Origin of the sequence: Pseudidiomarina marina (genome assembly GCF_044807045.1) — a bacterium.
Classification (GTDB): domain Bacteria; phylum Pseudomonadota; class Gammaproteobacteria; order Enterobacterales; family Alteromonadaceae; genus Pseudidiomarina; species Pseudidiomarina marina.
Genome location: NZ_CP085233.1, coordinates 1,619,073 through 1,639,796, shown reverse-complemented (window position 1 = coordinate 1,639,796; position 20,724 = coordinate 1,619,073). Strand labels below are relative to the sequence as shown.

The window sequence follows — 20,724 nt, the reverse complement described above, 5'->3', positions numbered from 1 at the left end:
TCACCGCATGAAACAACGTAAACAACGTCGCGACAAAATTGCTCGATTAATTAGCTGGGGCCACTGGTTTACGTTTTTCAATATCTTACTTGTATTAGCGATAGGCACACTCTACATCGAGGCAACGGAAGCACCTGGTAGCGCGCTGGGTGTACTTTATCTCATCATGAATTGGCTTGGGCATTTTGCCTTTTTGCCGTTCATTGTATTTATCATTCTCATTTTTCCTTTTTGCCTACTTATTCCATATACCCGAATACTCCGCGGTATCGCAACGTTAGTGGCCTCATTTGGCCTCATCGCACTCGTTGCAGACGCGCTGTTTTACCGTCAATACGGCTATCATTTAAACACGTATTCATTATCCCAATTGGCTACCGATGCAGAAACGGCATTCGCCGGAGCTAGTTTTTTGATTTTATTGGGTATGCTACTAATCTTCGTCGTTCTGTTAATTTTCGAGCTAGGCCTAGCCAATATTGCGTGGAAACGACTTGACCAACTACAACAAAAACACTGGGGTAACGCATTTAGTGCAGTTTTCGTCTTGTGCTTTTTAGCCAGTCATAGCATTCACATCTGGGCTGATGCGGTGTTCTACACCCCGATTACCAAGCAAGACGACATGTTTCCGTTAAGTTATCCAACCACAGCCAAAACCTTGATGAGCAAACACGGGTTATTGGTTGAACAGCGTCTTGAAGCAACTGAAAACCTCATTCGTCAAGGCACCGCAGTTAACCTGGCTTATCCAAGCCGCGCCCTGCAATGCGCGCGCGTGCCCGAAGCTCCGAATACGCTCGTGATTGCGTTGAATCAACTTGATACAACGACAGTGACAGCATTGCTGCACGAATTCCCAGAATTGACACAATATGAAAGTCCTGTACTCGGTCATCGCAATAGCACCAGCGGCCTGTTTGAACTTATGTACGCCCTGCCCGATCTTTATCAGGCACCAATAGAGCACGCCAATAAGCAACCGGTCTATTTTTCAACATTACGCGACTACCGTGTCGAGGTGGCACTGCAAAACCAATTGCAAACATCGTCGCTTCCAGGTGTACTCAACGAATTTACCGCGTTTAATTTACCAGAACCTTCGGCCTTTATCGGCCTCGCTACTGCTGACACCATGACAACCGAGATGAAACGCATATTGCGTCGACAAATCGATCAGCAAACGCAAGTTGTTGTCGTAGGTATTCAACCGCAACAACCCGCGGGTAAAGAAGCGCTGTCAATAACTGCCATGCAAGTACCGTTATTGTACACCGCCGGCATTTCTTTGAAGCCGCAGCCTTTGGTATTACTTACCGATATCATGCCGACTATTTTGGCGCGCTACATTAATTGCGTTGATGAAGCTGATGCGTATTCGATTGGTATCGATTTGTCGGCGGAGCAACGACGACTCCCCGTCATGACTAGTTTCGGTCACGATCTCGTCGTTTATGATGAAGAAATGACATCGATAATCCAAGCCGACGCAAGTATTCGTACGTTTGATAATCAAGAACAGAAGCTATTACCTGGTGTATCGCCCGCAACCCCAGTTTTGGTTGACGGTATTCGTAGACTAAAACGCTTCAGTCAAGAGCAACAATCTACCGCGGTTGACTAATAAAGCATCAGTTGGTGCGCTGGCTACTTGCCTATTTGATGGTTATCGGTAATATAGCCAACTCGGTCGGCGTGTAGCGCAGCTTGGTAGCGCACTGTCATGGGGTGTCAGGGGTCGCTGGTTCAAATCCAGTCACGCCGACCAATTAATTTTCTCTACTCCGCGAAGCAAAATTGGTTACGTCCCCCCTCTTTTGCTTTATACATGGCGGCATCAGCAATTTTCAGTAACTGCTTCGGCGTATCCGCATGGTCGGGGTACAAAGCAACACCCATCGAGGCGCCAATCTGTAAAGTCAACGTACCGATACGAAATGGCTTTTGTAACGCCACAATGACTTCACCAGCAATTTTCTCGATATCGCTTCGCTGTTGTATGTTCTCGATTAAAATAACGAATTCATCACCACCTAAACGTCCAACAATATCCGACGAACGCAAACACTCGCGAACACGCGGACCTATTGCCTGTAACAATGCGTCACCAACATCGTGACCGTGTGTGTCATTCACAGGTTTAAAGAAGTCTAAATCAAAAAACAGCAACGCGCAGGATTGTTTCGATAGATTGGTTCGCTTAATAGCATCATCGAGATGTTGTAACACCGCAAAACGATTGGGTAAATGAGTGAGCGTGTCAGTTAAAGCCAACTGCTGAAGACGCTCTTGGGCGTGTTTTTCTGCCGAAATATCGTTAAAAATATGAATCAACTGAAGCGCCCGGCCATCATTATTGCGAACGGGGGTGATGGTTTGCAGCGCAGGAAACGACTGACCGCCTGGCTTTTTATACCAGACCTCCCCTTGCCAGCTATCATTTTTCTGAATATGGCGCCGCACTTGTCGTTGAATCTCATTGGTCATACGACCGTCATCGATAAACGCCAATAAACAGGTGTTTTTTATCTTATCAACTTCAATATTAAACAACTGCACAAAGGCCTTATTAGCTCGCAATATGATTAACGAGTTATCAGTAATCACAATGGCTTCTTGCGCTTTTTCAAACACCGTATTTGCTAGTTTTAACTTGCGATTCGATTCACGAAGTTGTCGATGTTGCGCCAGTTGCGCCCGAATGATTGGTTGCGAATATTTGTGCAGCCACCAAGCTCCGATAGTTACCGCAATAAGTATAACCAGAGCGACTGATGCAAACTCGGTAACTAACGCACCAAAAACTGAGGTTTCAGCATGAATCACCACCAGCCCCCACGCCGAATCGCTGAAAGGAATAAAGTAATGTAGTCGCGGGGCTTCTTTCGAGGTATCGCGATAGACAAACGGAACATTACCGTACGCCGCAATATAAAATGACTCGTTAGAACCAAATTCACGTTGTTTCAGTTGATTGGAAACTTGATCAAACTCGATATATAAACGCTCGCGGGAGTTAACAAGACGGAAGTTTGTGCTCTGCCCGAAGGTATTTAGCTCTCGCAAAATATCAAGAATTTCGGTTGGCCCAAAAAGTAGAATATCGATACCAATGGTGCGTTTGTCTTCGTCAACGATAGGTGCAGCTGCTGAAATAAAGAGGTCATCATCAACCGTCACATAATGCATGCCGTACGGTCTTAATTGTTGCCAATCGAGATTCAATTTTGCATCGAGTAATGAACTTGCGGGGCCATCGTATTGGGCCACAATTTCTCCGCTGTTAGTCACTCTCACGCCGGCAACTAGATTCGGGATAAAGGCGGCAGCATCAGTAATGCGATCACGAGTTACTTGCACCAGTTGGGCGATATCTAACTCGCCAGCAGAATAGGCAATCAAAGCCTTCCTAATTTGGGTACGACTGGCAAACTGTTTCGCAATTGATTGGTAATGCTGAAGTTGCTTTTGCACCGACATTGCTTGAGCTGATGCATAAGCTAAGCCGGTGCGTTCTTGCGACTGGGAAATGTAAAACGAAAGAGGAAGTAGCGTCGCCAGACTTGCAGCAATGCCAGTCAGCAAAATACCCCACACGACTCTGCGTATCAGCGAACGATATTTTCCTGAGATATCCGTAGCAGTTTGACCCACCGCGTATCCTTAAGCTGGTTTTTGAATGACTGCGTAACATCCTTTATTTAATGACAGTATAGCTAAGTTTGTCGGAACTTTATGCAGCTAAGTGTAGGTAATCAGCTACCCATAACGGCTAGTTCGCATGACTCCAGAAACCGCGGCAGAGCTCAGTTACGTCGCGCACACATTCCTGACGTTGCGCGTCTCGCACAAAACTACGCTGATTTAAGCTCGACCATTGAGGATGTCGGCGCGCTAATTTCAACCTGCCCGACAAGGCTCGCAAAAACTGTTCTCGTAATTTTGACGATTGCGTCACTAATAATAAATCCTGCGAACCATGTCCTCGGGTTGCCAATTGTTGTAGCAAGTTTAATTGCCGCAATGTTAGTAGCTTTAAAATCTCATCATCAACAATGAGTTCACGCTCACCTTTAAAGTGGCCAAGCAATTTTTTCCCGTAGTGATTCCAACCTTGCCAAATACCACCAATTGCGGCACCAACCGCGGTACCGGCGCCTAAGCTCATACCACCAACCATTAAATCAATACCGGCACCAATCGCCGCACCGCTACCGACCCCGACACTGGTCTTTATGCCAAATTCCTTGAGTGTTTCTAACTCAAATAGGTCATCTTTCCAAGTACCGTCACTGAGGCGCAACTGCTGCAAGCGAACATGTTCTAAACGAAACGCATATAGCGCAAGCATTTCTGTCACACAATTACGCTCGCGTCGTTTTACCAAGTTTTGCATCTGCTCAACAATTGGTTTCAGTTGGGCATCGTCAACATCAGCTTTAACGTGCTCATGAAATGCTGCGACATCAACCAGTAATTCGGCTATTTGAGTTAAACCCGTGTTTAGACGATGTGCACGTTGTTGAGTGCGATACTCAGCCAATTGCTCTAGTTGGTGCTGGAACCCAGGTACTATCGCGCTTAGCCGGTTGAATAAAATCGCTTCGCCACCTTCCGGTGGACTCACTGCATCGAACTCAATATGCGCATGCAAGTTAACTTTGGTGAGAGCTAACTTCCATTCATTTACATTATTTGGTTTTTTTGCAGTGAAATTGAGAATTGGTAATATCGGTTTGCCACAGCGCGCAAGAACGCTTAACTCGTCCTGATACTTGGGTAACACCGGATCACGCACGTCGATAACGTACAAGGCCGCGTGACATTTTAATAATTGACGCAGTACCTTTGATTCTTGTTCAAACTCATGAGCCGCCGCCATCGTGTTCAAAAAGTGACGCACCTGCGCTGGTCCATCGTGGCGAAAACTCGATTCGCTTTTTACCAAATGTTCATATAAGTCAGACCCGGCCTCTAACCCTGGCGTATCGAATAACCGAAGTAGTATTTGGCCATCGGCGTCAACATCAATGCTAGTGACTTCACGTGTTGTGCTTGGTCGCGAGTCGACCTCACCGAACTGGCTGTCATGCAACAATGTTCGCATTAAGGATGTCTTACCTGTGTTGGTATGGCCAACAACAGCCAACATGAGTGCGTTTACTGCTTCCATTTCACGCCCTCCTCAGTTAAGCACTCTTGCCAATGAATAACACGTTTTTCATCGGTGTTCTCAGGAATCACTAAAATGGCTTCAACGTTTAAACAATATTGCTGAAGCAGCGTCAAAAAGCGCATTGCAGCTCTGTCGGGGGTTAACTGGGCATTTAAACGCACGGTTAAGTGACCTACTGGATGCTCATCCAAGCGAGCTAGCAACCGTTGTTTGTCGTCACTTCGGGCAATCACTCCGGCATACCAGTTTTCTTGTTGATGCTGTTTCAACCAAGTCGAATCGGCCTCATGATCGAGGCTTATTACGAGTTCGCCGTGACCAGGCTTCGGCGTCCGCCACTGTGCTGTATCAATTCCTGAAACATCACTATCAGCATCAACTAATTCGGTTGCCGCTGATACCGTTAACTTGCGAATAATTGGCGCGTAGCCAGGTAGCGTCAAATCAATCGTCATTTTGCGAATTCGCGAAATTAAGACGCTGATAGAACCAATCAAAAATATCAATCGCCAAGCAACACCGTAAATGATAACGCAGCTAAGTAACCAACGTCCGGCTTCAAGCTGCGCGCTTTCACGAGGCTGATCCCAAAGTGCTGCAACCGAAGGTGCCTCAACACCAAATAAACTGGGAATTAAACCAATAACACTCACCCAGCTCTGTAGTGTTTCGGCTGGCCAAATGGTCGTTGCCCAAGTAAAAGCGTACGCGCTAGTGCTCAAGTGGAAGAATAATACAAACCATACTGCCAGCATAAATAATGTCCAATAACCGTGCGTTAGCGCGGCACCTGCCGGTTTAGTCAAACCGTACTGATTGGCGATGGTGAGTAAGGTATTATTGAATTGTTGGTTATACTGGCGTTGGCCGATATGCTCTAACCCCCACAATGAAATTCGCCCAACCCAACCAAAACTATCTTTGATAATGAGCGAAAAGCACCATAGAACAAACAAGATGATGTGTAAGCCAAGTAGCATCATCAAGGCATAACTTAAAGATATCGGTTGCGTAACGCTTAAAGTGCCGCGAACAATCGCAATGGCACCCATAATGGCGAAAACACTGAGAAGAATAGCAATGAGGCGCCGAAAATGATCCCAAACGCGGAGTTGATGAACGAGTCCAAGCCGAGCTGCTAATAACTCAGCACGTTTAAATACGCGCTGTTCCATTGTTGGCAACTGGCGAGCTTGTTGTTCGATGGCATCGGCGCGTTGAAAGCCATTTTGTAATTCATGGCGGCGAACGAGTTCCGCCATCCATACTGAGCGAAAACGAGAGAATATTTTAAGCATTGAACCGCTGTCTACTTAGCTAAACTGCATTGTAATTATTATTTTCAATAGCCTTCATTTAACCTGAGAAGCAGTCGATTTACAACGCTTGATTCGGGTATTTCTAACGAAGATTTATAATTGCGTACGTTGACGGCATGTTGCTTCAGATAAGTCGTAATTCACACTTACATAATGACCATTCGGGCAAACCAACTTTTCTGAATCTTTTTTATTATTGGAAGATAACTGCGTTAATTTCACCGCCCAATCGTTTAAGTTCACGTTTGGGGTCATATCAATTTGCTGGTCGCGGTTATAGTACTGAAACGCAACGCCGCCGAAGATAAGGAGCAACAATAATTTGCGCATGGCTATTTCCACCTAATTTACAATCAAATAAGAAAATGGCAATTTTGCCCTCAATGCAGCATTGAGTCTAAGCAAAACTTGCTATTTGCACCGTAAATTTACGGTAAAGCCAGTGTAAATTTTGGTCTGTATTTTTAACTTTATGATTTCGCTTGAGTTAACTTAACCGCAGTACCATAGGCTAATAATTCTGCTGCACCATGCGCAAGCATTGAAGTACTGAAACGCACATCAATCACTGCGTCGGCGCCTAGTGTTCGAGCTTCATCGACCATTCTATCTAAAGCCTGTTCGCGGCTCTCGCCAAGTAGTTTGGTGTAATCATGAATTTCACCACCAACAATATTTCTAAAAGCAGCCAAAATATCTCGACCAAGATGACGCGCTCGAATGGTATTCCCGCGTACTAAACCCAGATGCTCGGTAATTTTAAACCCAGCAATATGGTCACTACTCACAACTCGCACGTGTTTCATAATTGTACCTTCTTGTACCGATCATTCTTAGCGGCAATCCATCGTTGGCGTGCCACCGCTCCAAACAAGAGTAAAAACCCAAGCCCTAAACTGCTAGTGACGAGTTTGAGTGCCATCGGTATCGATTCATCCGACCAATAGCTAAAAATTCCATATATCGCGAGCAAAGACAACGTGGTTAATACAAGAACCCATCCCGCGATGAACGCCCATCGACTCGGCTTATCCTTGTCGAATTTCGCCAGCAGTTGCCCATCATCAAATTTCGGTATCGCATTGCGCAGTTGCTCTCGCATACCTTGTAACTCTTTTAATTCGCTCTGACACCCCGCACACTCGGCTAGGTGATGATGCAATTGTTGCTGCTGCTGTTGCGTCAATTCATTATCCATGAAACCAGAAATTAGCGTTGCTGCCTGTTCGCATGTTAAACCACTCATTTTTCACCTCGTTGCAACGTCTCTAACACCTGTTTTAAAGCTAGCCGGGCGCGATGTAACCGCGACATAACGGTACCTTGTTCAAGCTGCATAATTTGGGTTATATCGGCATAGCTACAGCCATTAATTTCACGTAAGACAATAATTTCGCGCTGTTCAATCGGTAACTTCTGAAGCGCCATTCTTACCATTTGTTGGGTCTGCCAAGTTTCGAACTGGTGTTCAGGCTCAATCATGGTTGGCGCTTGCTGCTCATAATCTTCGCCCCCTAAGCCTTGCTCTTTGCGCTGACGCCGAATGACGTCAATCGCCGCATTATGAACGGCGCGCAAAAGCCAAGCTTTCAACTGGTGTTTATCAGTTGGCATATCGGTAACCGTCAACGCCCTTTCTAACACCTGTTGCACACTATCGGCAGCACGCTGCTCGCATTGCTGGATAGCCATGGCATGTGTCATAGCATCGGCTATCAATGGTTTAAGCAGCGCCAAGCGTTCAGACATATGAGTTCCTAATTAAATAGTCGCTTACCTATAAAACGAATGAAGCAGTGTGTTTATTCCCTCAAATACAAAATAAATTTTGGTTTTAATTAATCTGGAAGAAAACCGCCCGATTGACGCGCCCATAACTGCGCATACAAACCGCCATGAGCCAGTAATTCTTCGTGGCTCCCTTGCTCTACAATTCTTCCCTCATCCATCACTACTAATCGATCCATAGCAGCAATGGTCGATAAACGGTGCGCAATCGCGATAACCGTTTTACCTTCCATTAAGCGATATAGGTTTTCTTGTATCGCCGCTTCCACTTCAGAATCGAGCGCTGATGTTGCTTCATCAAGAATTAGAATTGGTGCGTCTTTCAACATCACTCGCGCAATCGCAATACGTTGACGCTGCCCACCCGAGAGTTTTACGCCACGCTCGCCGACATGCGCGTCATAACCTCGTCGCCCCTGTGAATCTTCTAAGTCGGCAATAAATACGTCCGCTTCTGCTCGATGCGCGGCTTGCTCTATCATTTCTTGTGTTGCGTCAGGGCGTCCGTATGCAATGTTCCCCCGCACCGATCGATGTAATAACGACGTATCCTGTGTCACCATGCCAATATGCTGACGTAGACTTTCTTGGGTAACTGTTGAAATATCTTGACCATCAATGGTGATACGCCCATCTCGAACTTCATAAAATCGTAGCAATAGGTTAACCAACGTCGATTTACCAGCGCCTGAGCGGCCTACCAAACCAATTTTTTCACCTGCTTTAATGGCGAGATCAAGGTCACGTAATATCGGTTTGTCCTCGCTATAGTAGAAATTAAGATGTTCGAAATGTATATCGCCTTGCTGAACCTTAAGTGGCATTGCATTTGGCTTATCTTGAATATCCTGTGGCACTGAGACAGTCTTAATGCCATCTTGAACGGTGCCGATATTTTCGAACAGCGACGAAATTTCCCACATAATCCACTGGCTCATACCCCACAAGCGCAACACTAAACTCAGTGCAACAGCAATGGCGCCAACTGTAATCAAACTTTCAACCCAAAGGTAAATCGCTAAAAAACCAACACTGAATAGCAAGAGTGAATTGAGCAGATAGAGGCACGTATAAAGCTTCGTTACAAGGCGCATTTGGCGGTGCACTGTGCCTAAAAAATCGCTCATCCCTTCTTTTGCAAATGCCAATTCCCGTTGTGCATGCGAAAACAATTTAACGGTTTGTATGTTGGTATAGCTGTCGACAATGCGTCCCGTCATCACTGAGCGCGCATCAGCTTGATCCGCTGCCACTTTGCCAAGGCGCGGTACGAAATAGCGCAAAAGCACCACGTATAAACCTAGCCAAGCAATTAACGGTAACGCCAATCGCCAATCGGCGGCACCGATAATCACCACGGTGCCGATAAAATATACGGTCACATAATTCAGTACATCAAACAGTTTGATGACGCACTCGCGCACCGCCAAAGCGGTCTGCATAACTTTTGTCGCAATGCGGCCAGCGAATTCGTCCTGATAGAATGTGACCGATTGGTTTAAAAGGTACTTGTGAACTAACCAGCGGATTCTCATCGGATAATTGCCTAACAGACTTTGATAGGTAATCAATGAATGCAGAATAACTAACAGCGGCAGTCCAATTAGAACAACTATCGCCATTCCGGTCAGACCCCAAAACTGCTCTTCCACGAAAGTTTCGCGATTTTGCTCCGCTAACCAATCAACAATGTTGCCAATAAAACTAAATAACCAAACTTCGGTAAGTGCAATAAGCATCATTAACGTGCCGGCGGTGAGAATAAAGGGCCACGCACCTTTGCTGTAATACAAACAAAACGCCACCAAGGTTTTCGGCGGTTGCTCGGGGTTACCATCTGGAAATGGTTTAAGACGTCGTTCAAACCAACTGAACATGAATAATCCTTAATTGCAGGTTGCACGTAACAAGCTAGACTTTGGTCGTATGTCAGTTGTTAGTATGCATGAAGTACCATAACGCAGTTATTGTTGTACCAATAATAAACTAAAAAGGGTAACGCCATGAATGCAATTCTGCTAATGCTACTCGGATTAGGCGCGATGTTTTTAGGCTATGTGTTTTATTCAAAATTTGTAGCTGAAAAGATTTTCAAACTTGATCCAAATTTCCGAACGCCTGCTCATGAGTTTGAGGACGGTGTTGATTTTGTTCCAACCAACAAATATGTTCTTTGGGGACACCACTTCACCTCGGTTGCGGGCGCAGCGCCTATCATAGGCCCTGCGATTGCCGTTATCTGGGGTTGGGTCCCAGCCTTTTTGTGGGTCGTCTTCGGTACCATCTTCTTTGCTGGCGTGCACGACGCTGGTGCGATTTGGGCATCGAACCGAAATAAGGCTCGTTCCATTGGAGCATTAACGGGTGATGTGGTTGGCAAGCGTTCGCAAAGCTTGTTTATGATCGTCATTTTCCTTGTACTGCTTATGGTCAATGCCGTATTTGCGACTGCCATTTCAGGGTTACTGATCAACTTCCCAAGCTCAGTTGTGCCTGTTTGGGGTGCAATTTTTGTCGCCTTAATCATCGGTCAGTTTATTTTCCGCAAATGGATGAACCTTGGTACCGTATCTATTCTTGGTGTTATCGCTCTCTATGCATTGATTTACACTGGACCTTCGTTCCCAATCACATTACCTGAAACTGTGTTTGGTGTATCTGATAACGCGCAATGGATTATTATCCTGTTCCTATACGCTGCTATTGCGTCGTTATTGCCAGTTTGGATGCTGTTGCAACCACGTGATTACATCAACGGCCTGCAATTGTTTATTGGTCTGATTTTAGTTTATGGCGCTGTGCTAATCAGTGGCCCTGAATTGGTTGCCCCAGCATTTAATACGAACACGCCGGAAGGTACACCGAGTTTAGTACCGCTCCTATTTGTGACTATCGCTTGCGGCGCTATTTCTGGCTTCCACGGCTTAGTCGCATCTGGAACGACCTCAAAGCAATTGGACAAAGAAACTGATGCGCGTTTTGTTGGTTACTTTGGTGCCATTGGCGAGGGTTCGCTATCACTCGCCACCATCATTGCTGCGACTGCGGGTTTCGCGACTTTAGCTGACTGGCAAGCGGTATATCACAGCTTTGGTCAAGGCGGCGTATCTGCCTTCGTTGAGGGCGGTGCCAATATCTTAAATAACGGTATTGGGCTTGATGTCAAGTTATCACAAACATTGCTAACCGTCATGGCAGTGCTGTTTGCGGGTACCACCATGGATACCGGTTTACGTCTACAACGGTATATTTTCCAAGAGTGGGGAAATATCTACAACATTAAGTGGATGGAAAAAGCTGCACCGGCAACACTACTCGCTGTTGCTTCATGTCTGTTGCTTGCTTTTGGCGCGGGCGGCGCCGACGGTGCCGGTGGTCTACTGATTTGGCCGTTATTCGGTACTACCAATCAATTACTAGCAGGTTTAACGCTATTAGTAATCACAACAATGCTGGTTAAACTTGGGCGGCCGATGTACGTGACCTTGGTACCGTTGTTATTCCTGTTGGTGATGACCATCTATGCCCTACTTATTCAGCTCATGGGCTTCTATCAGAAGTCAGACTGGTTCTTGTTCGGTTTAGATTTAGTGGTACTTGTTGCAGCGATTTGGATTGCATTAGAAGCTGCAGGTACGTTAACGCGCCTTCGTCGCGAAATACGTCAATCAACGCAATCGGCTGAATAAGGTAACATAATGAAAATACGAGCAATTGTTGAATGGTTAAAACAGGCTAACGAGTACGCAACCAATGTGTATAACGCGCCCTACCGTTCAGCCATTGCTCGCGCTAAGCGGGATGAGGATGATTTATTTATGCTGTTAGTTTTTTCAGAACTAATGGGCGTTCCAAATCCCGCTTCTTATTATACGCTTGAGTTACAACCGCTATTGTTAGAGCGGTTTCACGAATGGCATCTGAGAATGGGGATGGAACACTCTCCACTTGACGGTTTTCGTTGTTGCTAAACAGCGGCAAACGTATCTCGATAGTCTGCTTTTTATTCTAATCTCACGGTGGCCTGATGTTCTCGCTTAATACCAAAAAAATCATTTTTGTCGGTGGTAAAGGTGGTGTTGGGAAAACGACAATTTCCTCTGCCATCGCCCTGCAACAAGCTGAACTCGGACGCAAGGTACTACTTATCTCGACCGACCCTGCGCACAGCCTGGCCGATGCATTTGATCAACCTATCGGTGATTCTAAAGCTAGAGTGGCTGCGGGTGTTGATGCGCTCGAGATCGATCCCGATCGCGAAGTTGATGCACATATTGAACGTGTGATGCGCACCATGAAGCGATTCAGTAAACCGGACATGTTTCCAGAAATTGAGCGGCAAATGCGTTTAACGCAACAATCGCCGGGCGCCCAAGAAGCGGCATTATTAGAGCGTATTGCGCGTATTATTGATGAAGAACCAGAACACTACGACGTGATCATTTTCGATACCGCGCCAACCGGCCATACCCTGCGACTATTAAGCCTCCCTGAAGCTATGGCTGCATGGACGCAAGGCCTATTGAAACAAAGCCAGAAAGCTAAACAACTCGAAGGCGTGCTGGAACATCTGTCACCAAAAGCGGGTAAAGACATTACCAACCCAATGGCGGACCCGACTCAACATGAAACGGCGACGATGGATGATCGCACCGCAGAAATTACCGAAACGCTGTTACGCCGCCAGCGTTTATTTCACCGCATTCGGCATGTGTTGACCGACCCGCAACAAACTGGGCTCGTGTTTGTATTAACACCAGAGAAATTACCGATTTTAGAAACAACACGCGCGGTAGCAGCATTAAAATCAGAACACTTGCCTATTGCAGGCTTGGTAATTAACCGTAATTTACCTGATTTAATTGATAGTGACTTCTTTGCGCAACGCCGTCAGCAAGAATCGATTTATCGAGAAGAGATTGAAAACACATTTGCCGATTTACCACGCGTGTATCTGCCGTTGTTTCCGACGGATTTACATGGCTTGGCAGCGTTGCAGAAAGTTTGCGCAGAATTACCAAGTGATTAAACGCGCCAACCAGCGGTCGGCGCGTTTATTATTGGTTGAGTGCATGAATACTATTCACCAAATGCACCAGCAGGGCCTGGGTAAACAACCGGGCTCTCGAAGTCATCTTGGCTAACACTAGCAACGCCAAAGAAGTAGTTATCAATCACGATATTTTCGAGGGTGTACTCGGTCACATTACCGACATAGCGGCTGAATTCCCAGTTCGGTGCATCGGTATGGCGCCAATAGATGCGATAACCCTTAACATGCTCTTTTTCAGCTTCTGCAGGCGCTGCCCAGCTTAACGTTGTGCTTGGACTCACTGCTCCGGCAATTTTGACTTCCGCCGGTGGGCTCGGCGCCCATGCCATGCTTGCTAAAGATACCGCATTCAAAGCGGTTAACTTAGCTGCGTAATCAAAATCAACGCCATCGATGGTGTCGCCATAGGCAATGCCATTTTCAACCCGTAAATCTTGGTGCTGACGGTTGTAGTTTTCGTTGGTTTCCATAATGCGTACACCAGGGAAACCAAGGTCGTTAAACGGGCGATGATGTCCGCCACGCGCAAAACGATCTAAACGATAAATCACCATCGTATCGAGGTTTGGTATATAGCGATCGGCCATCCAATCGATATAACGTGCAACATTTCGGCTTGGCGAATCAACCTCACCGCCAGTGAATCGACGACGGCGGATATCTTCAGGGGTTTCATCTTGGCGCGTCCCTTCAGCAAAAATACGCGCTGTGGTGTTGTTAATGACACCATTAATCCCCTCGATATTACCAATCATATCGTTGTTCAATACAGCCTTAATACGCCAACCGTCTTGCTTGGCTTGCTCAGCCATAATCTGGCCGCCAAATAACCCCTGCTCTTCACCTGCTAATGCGGCATAAACAATGCTTCCGGCAAATTTGTATTTGCTCAGTACGCGTGCGGCCTCAAGTGTACCGGCGACTCCTGACGCATTATCATTCGCGCCTGGAGCATCCGAGGTGTAATTCATGACATCACTCACGCGCGAATCAATATCACCTGACATAATCACGTAACGCGAAGGATCAACAGTGCCTTTTTGCACGGCAATCACACTGACCACCTCGACCGGTTCAGGAATGCGTGGCTCGTCAGATATAACACGTGATTGATAATAGACCTCGAGGCAGCCACCACATTCAGCCGAAATTTTATCAAACTCGGCCTTAATCCAGCGGCGTGCAGCACCAATACCACGCGTATCCGATTCTGTTTCTGACAACGTATGGCGGGTGCCGAAACTCACAAGTTTTTCAATGTCGGTTTCAATTCGCTCCGCTGAGACGGCTTGTTGGATGGCGTGCAGTTGCGGCTGATCCGTATATTCAACATCCGCGTGTGCACTGACGGCAAAAACACCCACAGCGACAGACGACATTAGCGCCCACGGTTTAAAGTTCATGGCGACTTCCTCTAGTTGGTCTGTTTAGAATAACGTACTATACCTTTATACGTTATGCATAAAAGAGGACGCAACCATGAAAGCAGTTGGTTATCGACACTCTGGGTCGATTGATACAGAAAATGCGTTAATTGACACTACGGTACCCGATCCGGTGCTTGGACCAAACGATATTTTGGTGGCAGTTTACGGGATTGGGGTTAATCCAGTTGATACAAAAATACGATCACGGCGCGAGCCAGATACGGGTCAAATCGGTATCCTTGGTTGGGATGCCGCAGGTACCGTGCTGAGCGTTGGAGAAAATGTCTTTGACTTCAAAGAAGGTGACGAAGTCTGGTATGCCGGTGCAGTCAATCGCCAAGGCTGTAATGCACAGTATCAAGTAGTTGATGCTCGTATTGTTAGTAAAAAACCAAAGTCGCTGGCTTTTGCAGAAGCCGCGGCAATGCCATTAACGTTTCTTACAGCATGGGAGCTTTTATTTGACCGGCTTGCACTCTCAGTAGATAGCTCAGCTACATTGCTTATAACCGGCGCAGCCGGCGGCGTTGGTTCGGCGATGCTGCAGTTGGCAGCACTCAATAATAACCTCACGACCATCGCGACAGCATCGCGCCCCGAATCACAGCAATGGGTGAAAAAGATGGGCGCCGATATTGTTATCGATCATAGCCAAGCGTTGGCGCCTCAGTTAAAGCAACATGGTATTGAACAGGTGACGCATGTTGCGAGCCTTACTCATACCGATAATCATTTTGCCGCACTGGTCGACTTATTAGCGCCACAAGGTCATTTTGCCCTGATTGATGACCCAGAGCAGCCATTAGATATTAAGCTCATGAAACAAAAAAGTATCGCACTGCATTGGGAATTTATGTTTACTCGCTCGTTATTTGAAACGGCGGACATGCACCGACAAGGCCAAATCTTAAATGAAGTTGCCGAACTAACTGATGCAGGTCGCCTTATCAGCACAAAAACCCAGCATTTCGGTGAACTCAGTGCCGCTAATCTAATCCGTGCGCATCGACAACTCGAAACGCACAGCACTATCGGCAAAATCGTTTTAGATGGTTACAACGCGCCACTTGCTTAGCTTAAGTGGCGCATTGATCACCAGTGAAGCGCAATTCAAATAACAGTGCTTCACTGCGATCTAAATAGCGAATCAGCAAAAACTCAGCATGCTCTCGATAGTACGTTAACATCTCACTTTCACAGTATTGTTGTTGCATTGCCGGCTCAATTTGCTGACGAATTTCATCGACATTGTGTTGATACTTATCGACATCCACCAAACTATAGATAAATCGCATACCGTAATTGACAACTTCTGCACGTTCGAAGCGAGTCTGTTTATCCAACAGTCGTGGTAAGTCTCGATTTAATTTTCCAGAGCGTTCGAGTAACTCTTGATACAAATCGTTACGATTTTTTGTCGTGTTACTTTTCACCAACTGGCTATATACCACAATGGCCAACAAGCCAAGCGCGAGCACACCAACACTAAGTAAAATCTGGCGTTTAAAGCGATTTGTCATAAACTTCACCTATAATTTGCACTTAATTATTAGATTGAACGTATCGAAAATATTCGTGACCTTCACTTACAAACATACATGAATGTATGTATAATTAGCGGCATTAAAAATCATTAACCAAATACGAGGTATTTACATGCAACAACGTTTTCGTAAGCCGTTGTTCGTATCTGTGTTAGCAAGCTCTATTTTGCTAGCTAGTTGTGGCGATGCCGAGCAAAACGCACAAGACGCAGCTCAACAACAGCAAATGACTGTTGGCGTTGTCACCATTAGCACACGTGATGTTGATTTAACCACTACCCTTCCAGGTCGTGCAAGTGCATTTCGAGTAGCGGAAGTTCGCCCGCAAGTAAGTGGTATTCTCGAAAAGCGCTTATTCGAGGAAGGTTCGATGGTCACTGCTGGCCAACAGTTATACCAAATTGATGCCGCCATGTTCGAAGCCGATCTTGCTAGCGCAAAAGCTGAAACCGCACGAGCTCAGGCTGCCGTTAAGTCAACGAAGTCACGCTTCGAACGAAGCCAAGAGTTGTTACAGGATAAAGCAATCAGCCAACAAGATTTTGATGAAGCTGAAGCCGCCTATTTACAGGCAGAAGCGCAACTAAAAGTGGCTCAAGCCAACTTAGCCCGCGCCGAGCTCAACCTAGAATATACCCAAGTTAAAGCGCCGATTGATGGCCGTATTGGTCGCTCACAGCTAACTGAAGGTGCGCTATTAAGTGTTGGCCAATCACAAGCGCTAACGACTATCACTCAGCTTGATCCAATTTATGTCGACATTGCGCAAAGTACAAGTGATTACCTAGCCTTGCAACAAGCGATTGCCGACGGTCGCATCGAAACCGACTCGGAAAACCGTGCGGAAGTTACCGTGCAAGTTGGTGAAAACAGTAACTTCAGTACCAAAGGTGAATTACTTTTCAACGAAGTGACTGTTGACCCACAAACCAGCGCAATCACACTGCGGGCGCGTCTCGCTAACCCGAATCATGCAATTTTGCCTGGCATGTATGTTCGTGCTGAAGTTGGAACCGGTAACTTAAAGAACGCAATACTAGCCCCGCAAACTGGTGTCAGTCGTGATCCTCGCGGTCGCGCCATTGCCTTTGTTGTGAATTCGAAAGGTGAAGTTGAGCAGCGCTATCTGCAAGTAGAACGTACTGTCGGCACCGATTGGGTGGTCACGGATGGCTTAGAAGCAGGTGACCAAGTGATTGTTGAAGGGTTGCAAAAAATTCAACCTGGAATGCCTGTAAAAACTGAAGAAGTGAAGTAAATCATGGCTAAGTTTTTTATCGATCGCCCAATATTCGCATGGGTTATCGCTATCGTCATCATGCTTGCTGGTGGCCTAGCGGTAACGCAGCTACCAGTTGAACAATATCCTGAAATTGCACCACCTTCAGTGCAGATTAACGCAAGCTATCCAGGCGCTACAGCAGCGACCTTGGAAGAAAGCGTGACCCAGGTTATTGAACAAAACATGAACGGTATTGATAACCTCAAATACTTTTCATCAACGAGTGATTCTGCCGGCAACGCGAGTATAACCCTCACCTTCGAGGCTGGTACTGACGCTGATATTGCGCAAGTTCAAGTTCAGAACAAACTGCAACTTGCTTTGCCTTTATTACCACAGGAAGTGCAAAATCAGGGACTTGTTGTAGCTAAGTCGAACAACTCATTTTTGTTAGTTGCAGCGCTCATCTCAAGTAATCCAGAGATTACTCAGATTGACCTAGGCGACTATATCGCAAGCAACATGCAAGACCCGATAAGTCGGACCCCGGGCGTTGGTAACGTCCGATTGTTTGGTGCGCCATATGCCATGCGTATCTGGCTCGATCCGGATAAACTGGTTCGCTACAACATGAGTACCTTAGACGTAGTCATGGCACTTCGTGAGCAAAACAACCAAGTTGCTGCTGGTCAAATTGGCGGTACACCAGCCGTTGAAAATCAGCGCCTTACTGCATCGATTATCGCCCAAACGCGGCTCGAAACTGTTGAACAGTTTGAAGATGTACTGTTGCGCGTCAATAGCGATGGCTCAAAAGTCACCGTTGGAGATGTTGCTGAAGTTGAACTCGGTGGCCAAGATTACGGCACCATTGCACGCTATAACCGACAAGCAGCAAGCGGCCTTGCAGTCAACCTTGCAACGGGCGCTAACGCACTTGATACGGCTGAAGCGGTCAAGGCAAAACTAGCCGAGTTAGAGCAATTCTTCCCCGAAGGCGTTGAGCTAGTTATTCCTTACGACACCACGCCATTCGTGGAAATTTCGATTAAAGAAGTGGTGAAAATTCTATTTGAAGCCGTTGTTTTGGTTTTCATCTTGATGTTCATCTTCTTGCAAAATCTGCGTGCGACAATCATCCCGTCACTCGCCATTCCAGTCGTTCTGCTTGGTACATTCGGCATCATGTCCGTGCTGGGTTTCTCGATTAATACCTTGACGATGTTTGGTTTAGTACTAGCGATAGGTCTTTTGGTTGACGATGCCATTGTTGTTGTTGAGAACGTTGAGCGTTTAATGAGCGAAGAAAAGCTCACACCGCGACAGGCAACGATTAAGTCGATGCAACAAATTACCGGCGCCCTCGTCGCGATTGGCCTCGTTATGGCCGCCGTATTTGTGCCCATGGCTTTCTTCGGTGGTTCGACCGGTGCGGTTTATCGCCAGTTCTCGATAACGATTATTTCTGCGATGTCATTATCCGTATTAGTGGCCATTATCTTCACACCGTCATTGTGTGCGACGATACTTAAGCCTCTCAATCACGATCATGAAGCCAAAGGTATTCTCGGCTGGTTTAACCGCAACCTTGAACGTGCAACGAAAAAATACACGAACTCCGTACAATCGATTATTAAACGAAGCGTACGTTTTGTCGTCATTTACCTCGGGCTTGTCGTGGTATTGGGTTTCTTGTTTGCACGCATGCCAAGTTCCTTCATACCCAATGAAGATCGCGGCGTATTTCTGACACAAATGCAATTACCTTCGGGTGCAACGCAAGAGCAATCACGCGAAACCATGACCAAAATCGAAGATTATTATCTTGAAGAAGCGCAAGGTATTCGTTCGGTCTTCTCAGTTGTTGGTTTTAGTTTCAGCGGTCAAGGTCAAAACTCTGGACTCGCGTTCGTTCGATTAGAGGATTGGAGTGAGCGAACGTCTCCGGAGCTACAAATTGATGCCATTATTGGTCAGGCTTTTGGTTATTTCGCGCAAATTCGCGAAGCGATGGTATTTGCCTTCAATCTTCCATCGATTCCTGAACTTGGCACCGCAAGCGGTTTCAACTTATATATTCAAGATCGCGGTGGTCTCGGTCACGAAGGCTTGCTTGAAGCACGCAACCAGCTGCTTGGAATGGCTGCGGAAGAGCCAATGCTTTCAGGAGTGCGACCAAACGGCCTCGAAGATACTGCTCAACTCCGTGTTGACGTTGATTATGAGAAAGCAAAAGCATTGGGGTTAAGCATCAGCGATATTAATGCAACCTTATCTAATGCTTTTGGTACGACCTATGTCAACGACTTTGTCGATCGCGGTCGAGTGAAGAAGGTTTATCTGCAGGGTATTCCAGAAGCGCGTATGACCCCGTCTGATATAGGTAAGTGGTATGTCCGCAATGCGACGGGTGAAATGGTATCGTTTGCCTCGTTCTCAACTGCTCATTGGGATTTCGGGCCACAGCGTCTTGAACGCTACAACGGCGTACCTTCGATGAATATTCAAGGTGAAGCAGCATCTGGTTATTCATCGGGTGATGCCATGCGAAAAATGGAAGAACTCATTGCGCAGTTACCTCAAGGTATAGGCTTTGAATGGACGGGCATTTCATTAGAGGAACGTACGTCAGGCGATCAGGCACCATTGTTGTATGCCCTATCGCTTCTGATTGTATTCTTATGCTTAGCGGCGTTGTACGAAAGTTGGTCAATTCCGTTTTCAGTCATGCTCGTCGTCCCGCTTGGTATTCTTGGCGCGGTCATTGCAGCTACAATGCGTGGCCTTGAGAACGATGTGTATTTCCAAGTTGGTTTGTTAACGACGGTGGGTGTATCGGCACGTAACGCGATACTCATTGTTGAATTTGCAAAAGATTTACAAGCCCAAGGAAAAGAGCTTTTGCAAGCGACACTAGAAGCAGTGCGTTTACGTTTACGCCCTATTCTAATGACCTCATTAGCCTTTACTTTTGGTGTGCTCCCGCTAGCATTATCAACGGGTGCAGGCGCGGTAAGTCGTCAAGCAATTGGTACAGGTGTTATCGGAGGAATGTTAGGTGGTACTATCTTAGCCATCTTCTTTGTTCCACTCCTGTTCTATATTGTGCGACGGACATTCCCTCCCAAGCCTCCATACGAGGACTAATAGGGACTAGCAGCCTTAAATAAGAACGTGCTAAGGTTGAGTGGTGTT

General features: G+C 46.4%; 17 protein-coding genes and 1 tRNA gene. 8 read left to right on the top strand and 10 right to left on the bottom strand.

All coding sequences use genetic code 11. From position 1 onward, the window contains the following. The first annotated feature begins 7 nt into the window (after positions 1 to 7). The gene (locus LG272_RS07725) at positions 8 to 1,624 is read left to right on the top strand and encodes a DUF3413 domain-containing protein (RefSeq protein ID WP_404407757.1); all 1,617 of its coding nucleotides are present in this window, start codon (positions 8 to 10) and stop codon (positions 1,622 to 1,624) included. Between the two features lie 67 nt (positions 1,625 to 1,691). Continuing rightward, positions 1,692 to 1,768 (top strand) — tRNA-Pro (locus tag LG272_RS07720). 11 nt (positions 1,769 to 1,779) lie between these two features. On the opposite strand, the gene LG272_RS07715 is transcribed toward LG272_RS07720, so the two are convergent. The 8 genes from LG272_RS07715 to LG272_RS07680 all read right to left on the bottom strand — a co-directional run bounded on the left by LG272_RS07715 (position 1,780) and on the right by LG272_RS07680 (position 10,160). Next, positions 1,780 to 3,654 carry a diguanylate cyclase domain-containing protein gene (locus tag LG272_RS07715; RefSeq protein ID WP_404407755.1) on the bottom strand — a complete coding sequence of 625 codons (1,875 nt, stop codon included), beginning with the start codon at positions 3,652 to 3,654 and terminating at the stop codon, positions 1,780 to 1,782. 118 nt (positions 3,655 to 3,772) lie between these two features. Further along, the gene (locus tag LG272_RS07710; RefSeq protein ID WP_404407753.1) at positions 3,773 to 5,173 is read right to left on the bottom strand and encodes a DUF3482 domain-containing protein; all 1,401 of its coding nucleotides are present in this window, start codon (positions 5,171 to 5,173) and stop codon (positions 3,773 to 3,775) included. Next, positions 5,161 to 6,474 (bottom strand): DUF2868 domain-containing protein, encoded by a 1,314-nt coding sequence (locus LG272_RS07705; RefSeq protein ID WP_404407751.1) that lies wholly within the window; start codon positions 6,472 to 6,474, stop codon positions 5,161 to 5,163. Before LG272_RS07705 ends, LG272_RS07710 begins: the two co-directional genes overlap by 13 nt. Before the next feature lie 114 nt (positions 6,475 to 6,588). Beyond that, entirely contained in the window at positions 6,589 to 6,825 is a 237-nt protein-coding gene (locus LG272_RS07700) for a hypothetical protein (protein ID WP_126758770.1), read from the bottom strand. A gap of 140 nt (positions 6,826 to 6,965) precedes the next feature. Further along, a complete protein-coding gene (locus LG272_RS07695) occupies positions 6,966 to 7,301 on the bottom strand; it encodes a YbjQ family protein (RefSeq protein ID WP_126758769.1) in 336 nt (111 codons plus the stop codon). Then, positions 7,298 to 7,693 (bottom strand): hypothetical protein, encoded by a 396-nt coding sequence (locus LG272_RS07690; RefSeq protein ID WP_375294523.1) that lies wholly within the window; start codon positions 7,691 to 7,693, stop codon positions 7,298 to 7,300. Before LG272_RS07690 ends, LG272_RS07695 begins: the two co-directional genes overlap by 4 nt. Before the next feature lie 44 nt (positions 7,694 to 7,737). After that, positions 7,738 to 8,244 (bottom strand): RNA polymerase sigma factor, encoded by a 507-nt coding sequence (locus LG272_RS07685; RefSeq protein ID WP_126758767.1) that lies wholly within the window; start codon positions 8,242 to 8,244, stop codon positions 7,738 to 7,740. A gap of 89 nt (positions 8,245 to 8,333) precedes the next feature. After that, positions 8,334 to 10,160, bottom strand: coding sequence for an ABC transporter ATP-binding protein (locus tag LG272_RS07680; RefSeq protein ID WP_126758766.1), 1,827 nt, complete (start codon positions 10,158 to 10,160; stop codon positions 8,334 to 8,336). 126 nt (positions 10,161 to 10,286) lie between these two features. On the opposite strand from LG272_RS07680, the gene LG272_RS07675 reads away from it, so the two are divergent. From LG272_RS07675 to LG272_RS07665, 3 genes are read left to right on the top strand one after another with little or no spacing between them, the layout of a single operon-like run. Beyond that, the gene (locus tag LG272_RS07675) at positions 10,287 to 11,972 is read left to right on the top strand and encodes a carbon starvation protein A (RefSeq protein WP_404407747.1); all 1,686 of its coding nucleotides are present in this window, start codon (positions 10,287 to 10,289) and stop codon (positions 11,970 to 11,972) included. Between the two features lie 9 nt (positions 11,973 to 11,981). Continuing rightward, positions 11,982 to 12,254 (top strand): cory-CC-star protein, encoded by a 273-nt coding sequence (locus LG272_RS07670; protein ID WP_126758764.1) that lies wholly within the window; start codon positions 11,982 to 11,984, stop codon positions 12,252 to 12,254. 56 nt (positions 12,255 to 12,310) lie between these two features. Continuing rightward, a complete protein-coding gene (locus LG272_RS07665) occupies positions 12,311 to 13,312 on the top strand; it encodes an ArsA family ATPase (protein ID WP_404407745.1) in 1,002 nt (333 codons plus the stop codon). Between the two features lie 50 nt (positions 13,313 to 13,362). On the opposite strand, the gene LG272_RS07660 is transcribed toward LG272_RS07665, so the two are convergent. Further along, positions 13,363 to 14,715, bottom strand: a complete 1,353-nt coding sequence (locus LG272_RS07660) for a M28 family metallopeptidase (protein WP_404409977.1) — start codon at positions 14,713 to 14,715, stop codon at positions 13,363 to 13,365. 100 nt (positions 14,716 to 14,815) lie between these two features. Here LG272_RS07660 and LG272_RS07655 point away from each other — a divergent pair, with 100 nt between their 5' ends. Then, positions 14,816 to 15,838 carry a zinc-binding alcohol dehydrogenase family protein gene (locus tag LG272_RS07655; RefSeq protein ID WP_404407743.1) on the top strand — a complete coding sequence of 341 codons (1,023 nt, stop codon included), beginning with the start codon at positions 14,816 to 14,818 and terminating at the stop codon, positions 15,836 to 15,838. A gap of 1 nt (position 15,839) precedes the next feature. On the opposite strand, the gene LG272_RS07650 is transcribed toward LG272_RS07655, so the two are convergent. Further along, a complete protein-coding gene (locus tag LG272_RS07650) occupies positions 15,840 to 16,283 on the bottom strand; it encodes a hypothetical protein (protein ID WP_404407741.1) in 444 nt (147 codons plus the stop codon). Positions 16,284 to 16,419: 136 nt separating this feature from the next. Between LG272_RS07650 and LG272_RS07645 the strand changes: the two genes are divergently transcribed. Further along, a complete protein-coding gene (locus LG272_RS07645; RefSeq protein ID WP_404407739.1) occupies positions 16,420 to 17,565 on the top strand; it encodes an efflux RND transporter periplasmic adaptor subunit in 1,146 nt (381 codons plus the stop codon). Between the two features lie 3 nt (positions 17,566 to 17,568). Continuing rightward, on the top strand, positions 17,569 to 20,676 hold the full coding sequence (locus LG272_RS07640) for an efflux RND transporter permease subunit (RefSeq protein WP_404407737.1): 3,108 nt from the start codon (positions 17,569 to 17,571) through the stop codon (positions 20,674 to 20,676). The last annotated feature ends 48 nt before the right edge of the window (positions 20,677 to 20,724 follow it).

Coding starts and splice junctions, on each gene's coding strand:
- LG272_RS07640 (WP_404407737.1), top strand. CDS start 17,569: ATGGCTAAGTTTTTTATCGATCGCCCAATATTCGCATGGGTTATCGCT.
- LG272_RS07670 (WP_126758764.1), top strand. CDS start 11,982: ATGAAAATACGAGCAATTGTTGAATGGTTAAAACAGGCTAACGAGTAC.
- LG272_RS07725 (WP_404407757.1), top strand. CDS start 8: ATGAAACAACGTAAACAACGTCGCGACAAAATTGCTCGATTAATTAGC.
- LG272_RS07675 (WP_404407747.1), top strand. CDS start 10,287: ATGAATGCAATTCTGCTAATGCTACTCGGATTAGGCGCGATGTTTTTA.
- LG272_RS07695 (WP_126758769.1), bottom strand. CDS start 7,301: ATGAAACACGTGCGAGTTGTGAGTAGTGACCATATTGCTGGGTTTAAA.
- LG272_RS07705 (WP_404407751.1), bottom strand. CDS start 6,474: ATGCTTAAAATATTCTCTCGTTTTCGCTCAGTATGGATGGCGGAACTC.
- LG272_RS07685 (WP_126758767.1), bottom strand. CDS start 8,244: ATGTCTGAACGCTTGGCGCTGCTTAAACCATTGATAGCCGATGCTATG.
- LG272_RS07690 (WP_375294523.1), bottom strand. CDS start 7,693: ATGGATAATGAATTGACGCAACAGCAGCAGCAACAATTGCATCATCAC.
- LG272_RS07680 (WP_126758766.1), bottom strand. CDS start 10,160: ATGTTCAGTTGGTTTGAACGACGTCTTAAACCATTTCCAGATGGTAAC.
- LG272_RS07645 (WP_404407739.1), top strand. CDS start 16,420: ATGCAACAACGTTTTCGTAAGCCGTTGTTCGTATCTGTGTTAGCAAGC.
- LG272_RS07710 (WP_404407753.1), bottom strand. CDS start 5,173: ATGGAAGCAGTAAACGCACTCATGTTGGCTGTTGTTGGCCATACCAAC.
- LG272_RS07655 (WP_404407743.1), top strand. CDS start 14,816: ATGAAAGCAGTTGGTTATCGACACTCTGGGTCGATTGATACAGAAAAT.
- LG272_RS07660 (WP_404409977.1), bottom strand. CDS start 14,715: ATGTCGTCTGTCGCTGTGGGTGTTTTTGCCGTCAGTGCACACGCGGAT.
- LG272_RS07665 (WP_404407745.1), top strand. CDS start 12,311: ATGTTCTCGCTTAATACCAAAAAAATCATTTTTGTCGGTGGTAAAGGT.
- LG272_RS07650 (WP_404407741.1), bottom strand. CDS start 16,283: ATGACAAATCGCTTTAAACGCCAGATTTTACTTAGTGTTGGTGTGCTC.
- LG272_RS07700 (WP_126758770.1), bottom strand. CDS start 6,825: ATGCGCAAATTATTGTTGCTCCTTATCTTCGGCGGCGTTGCGTTTCAG.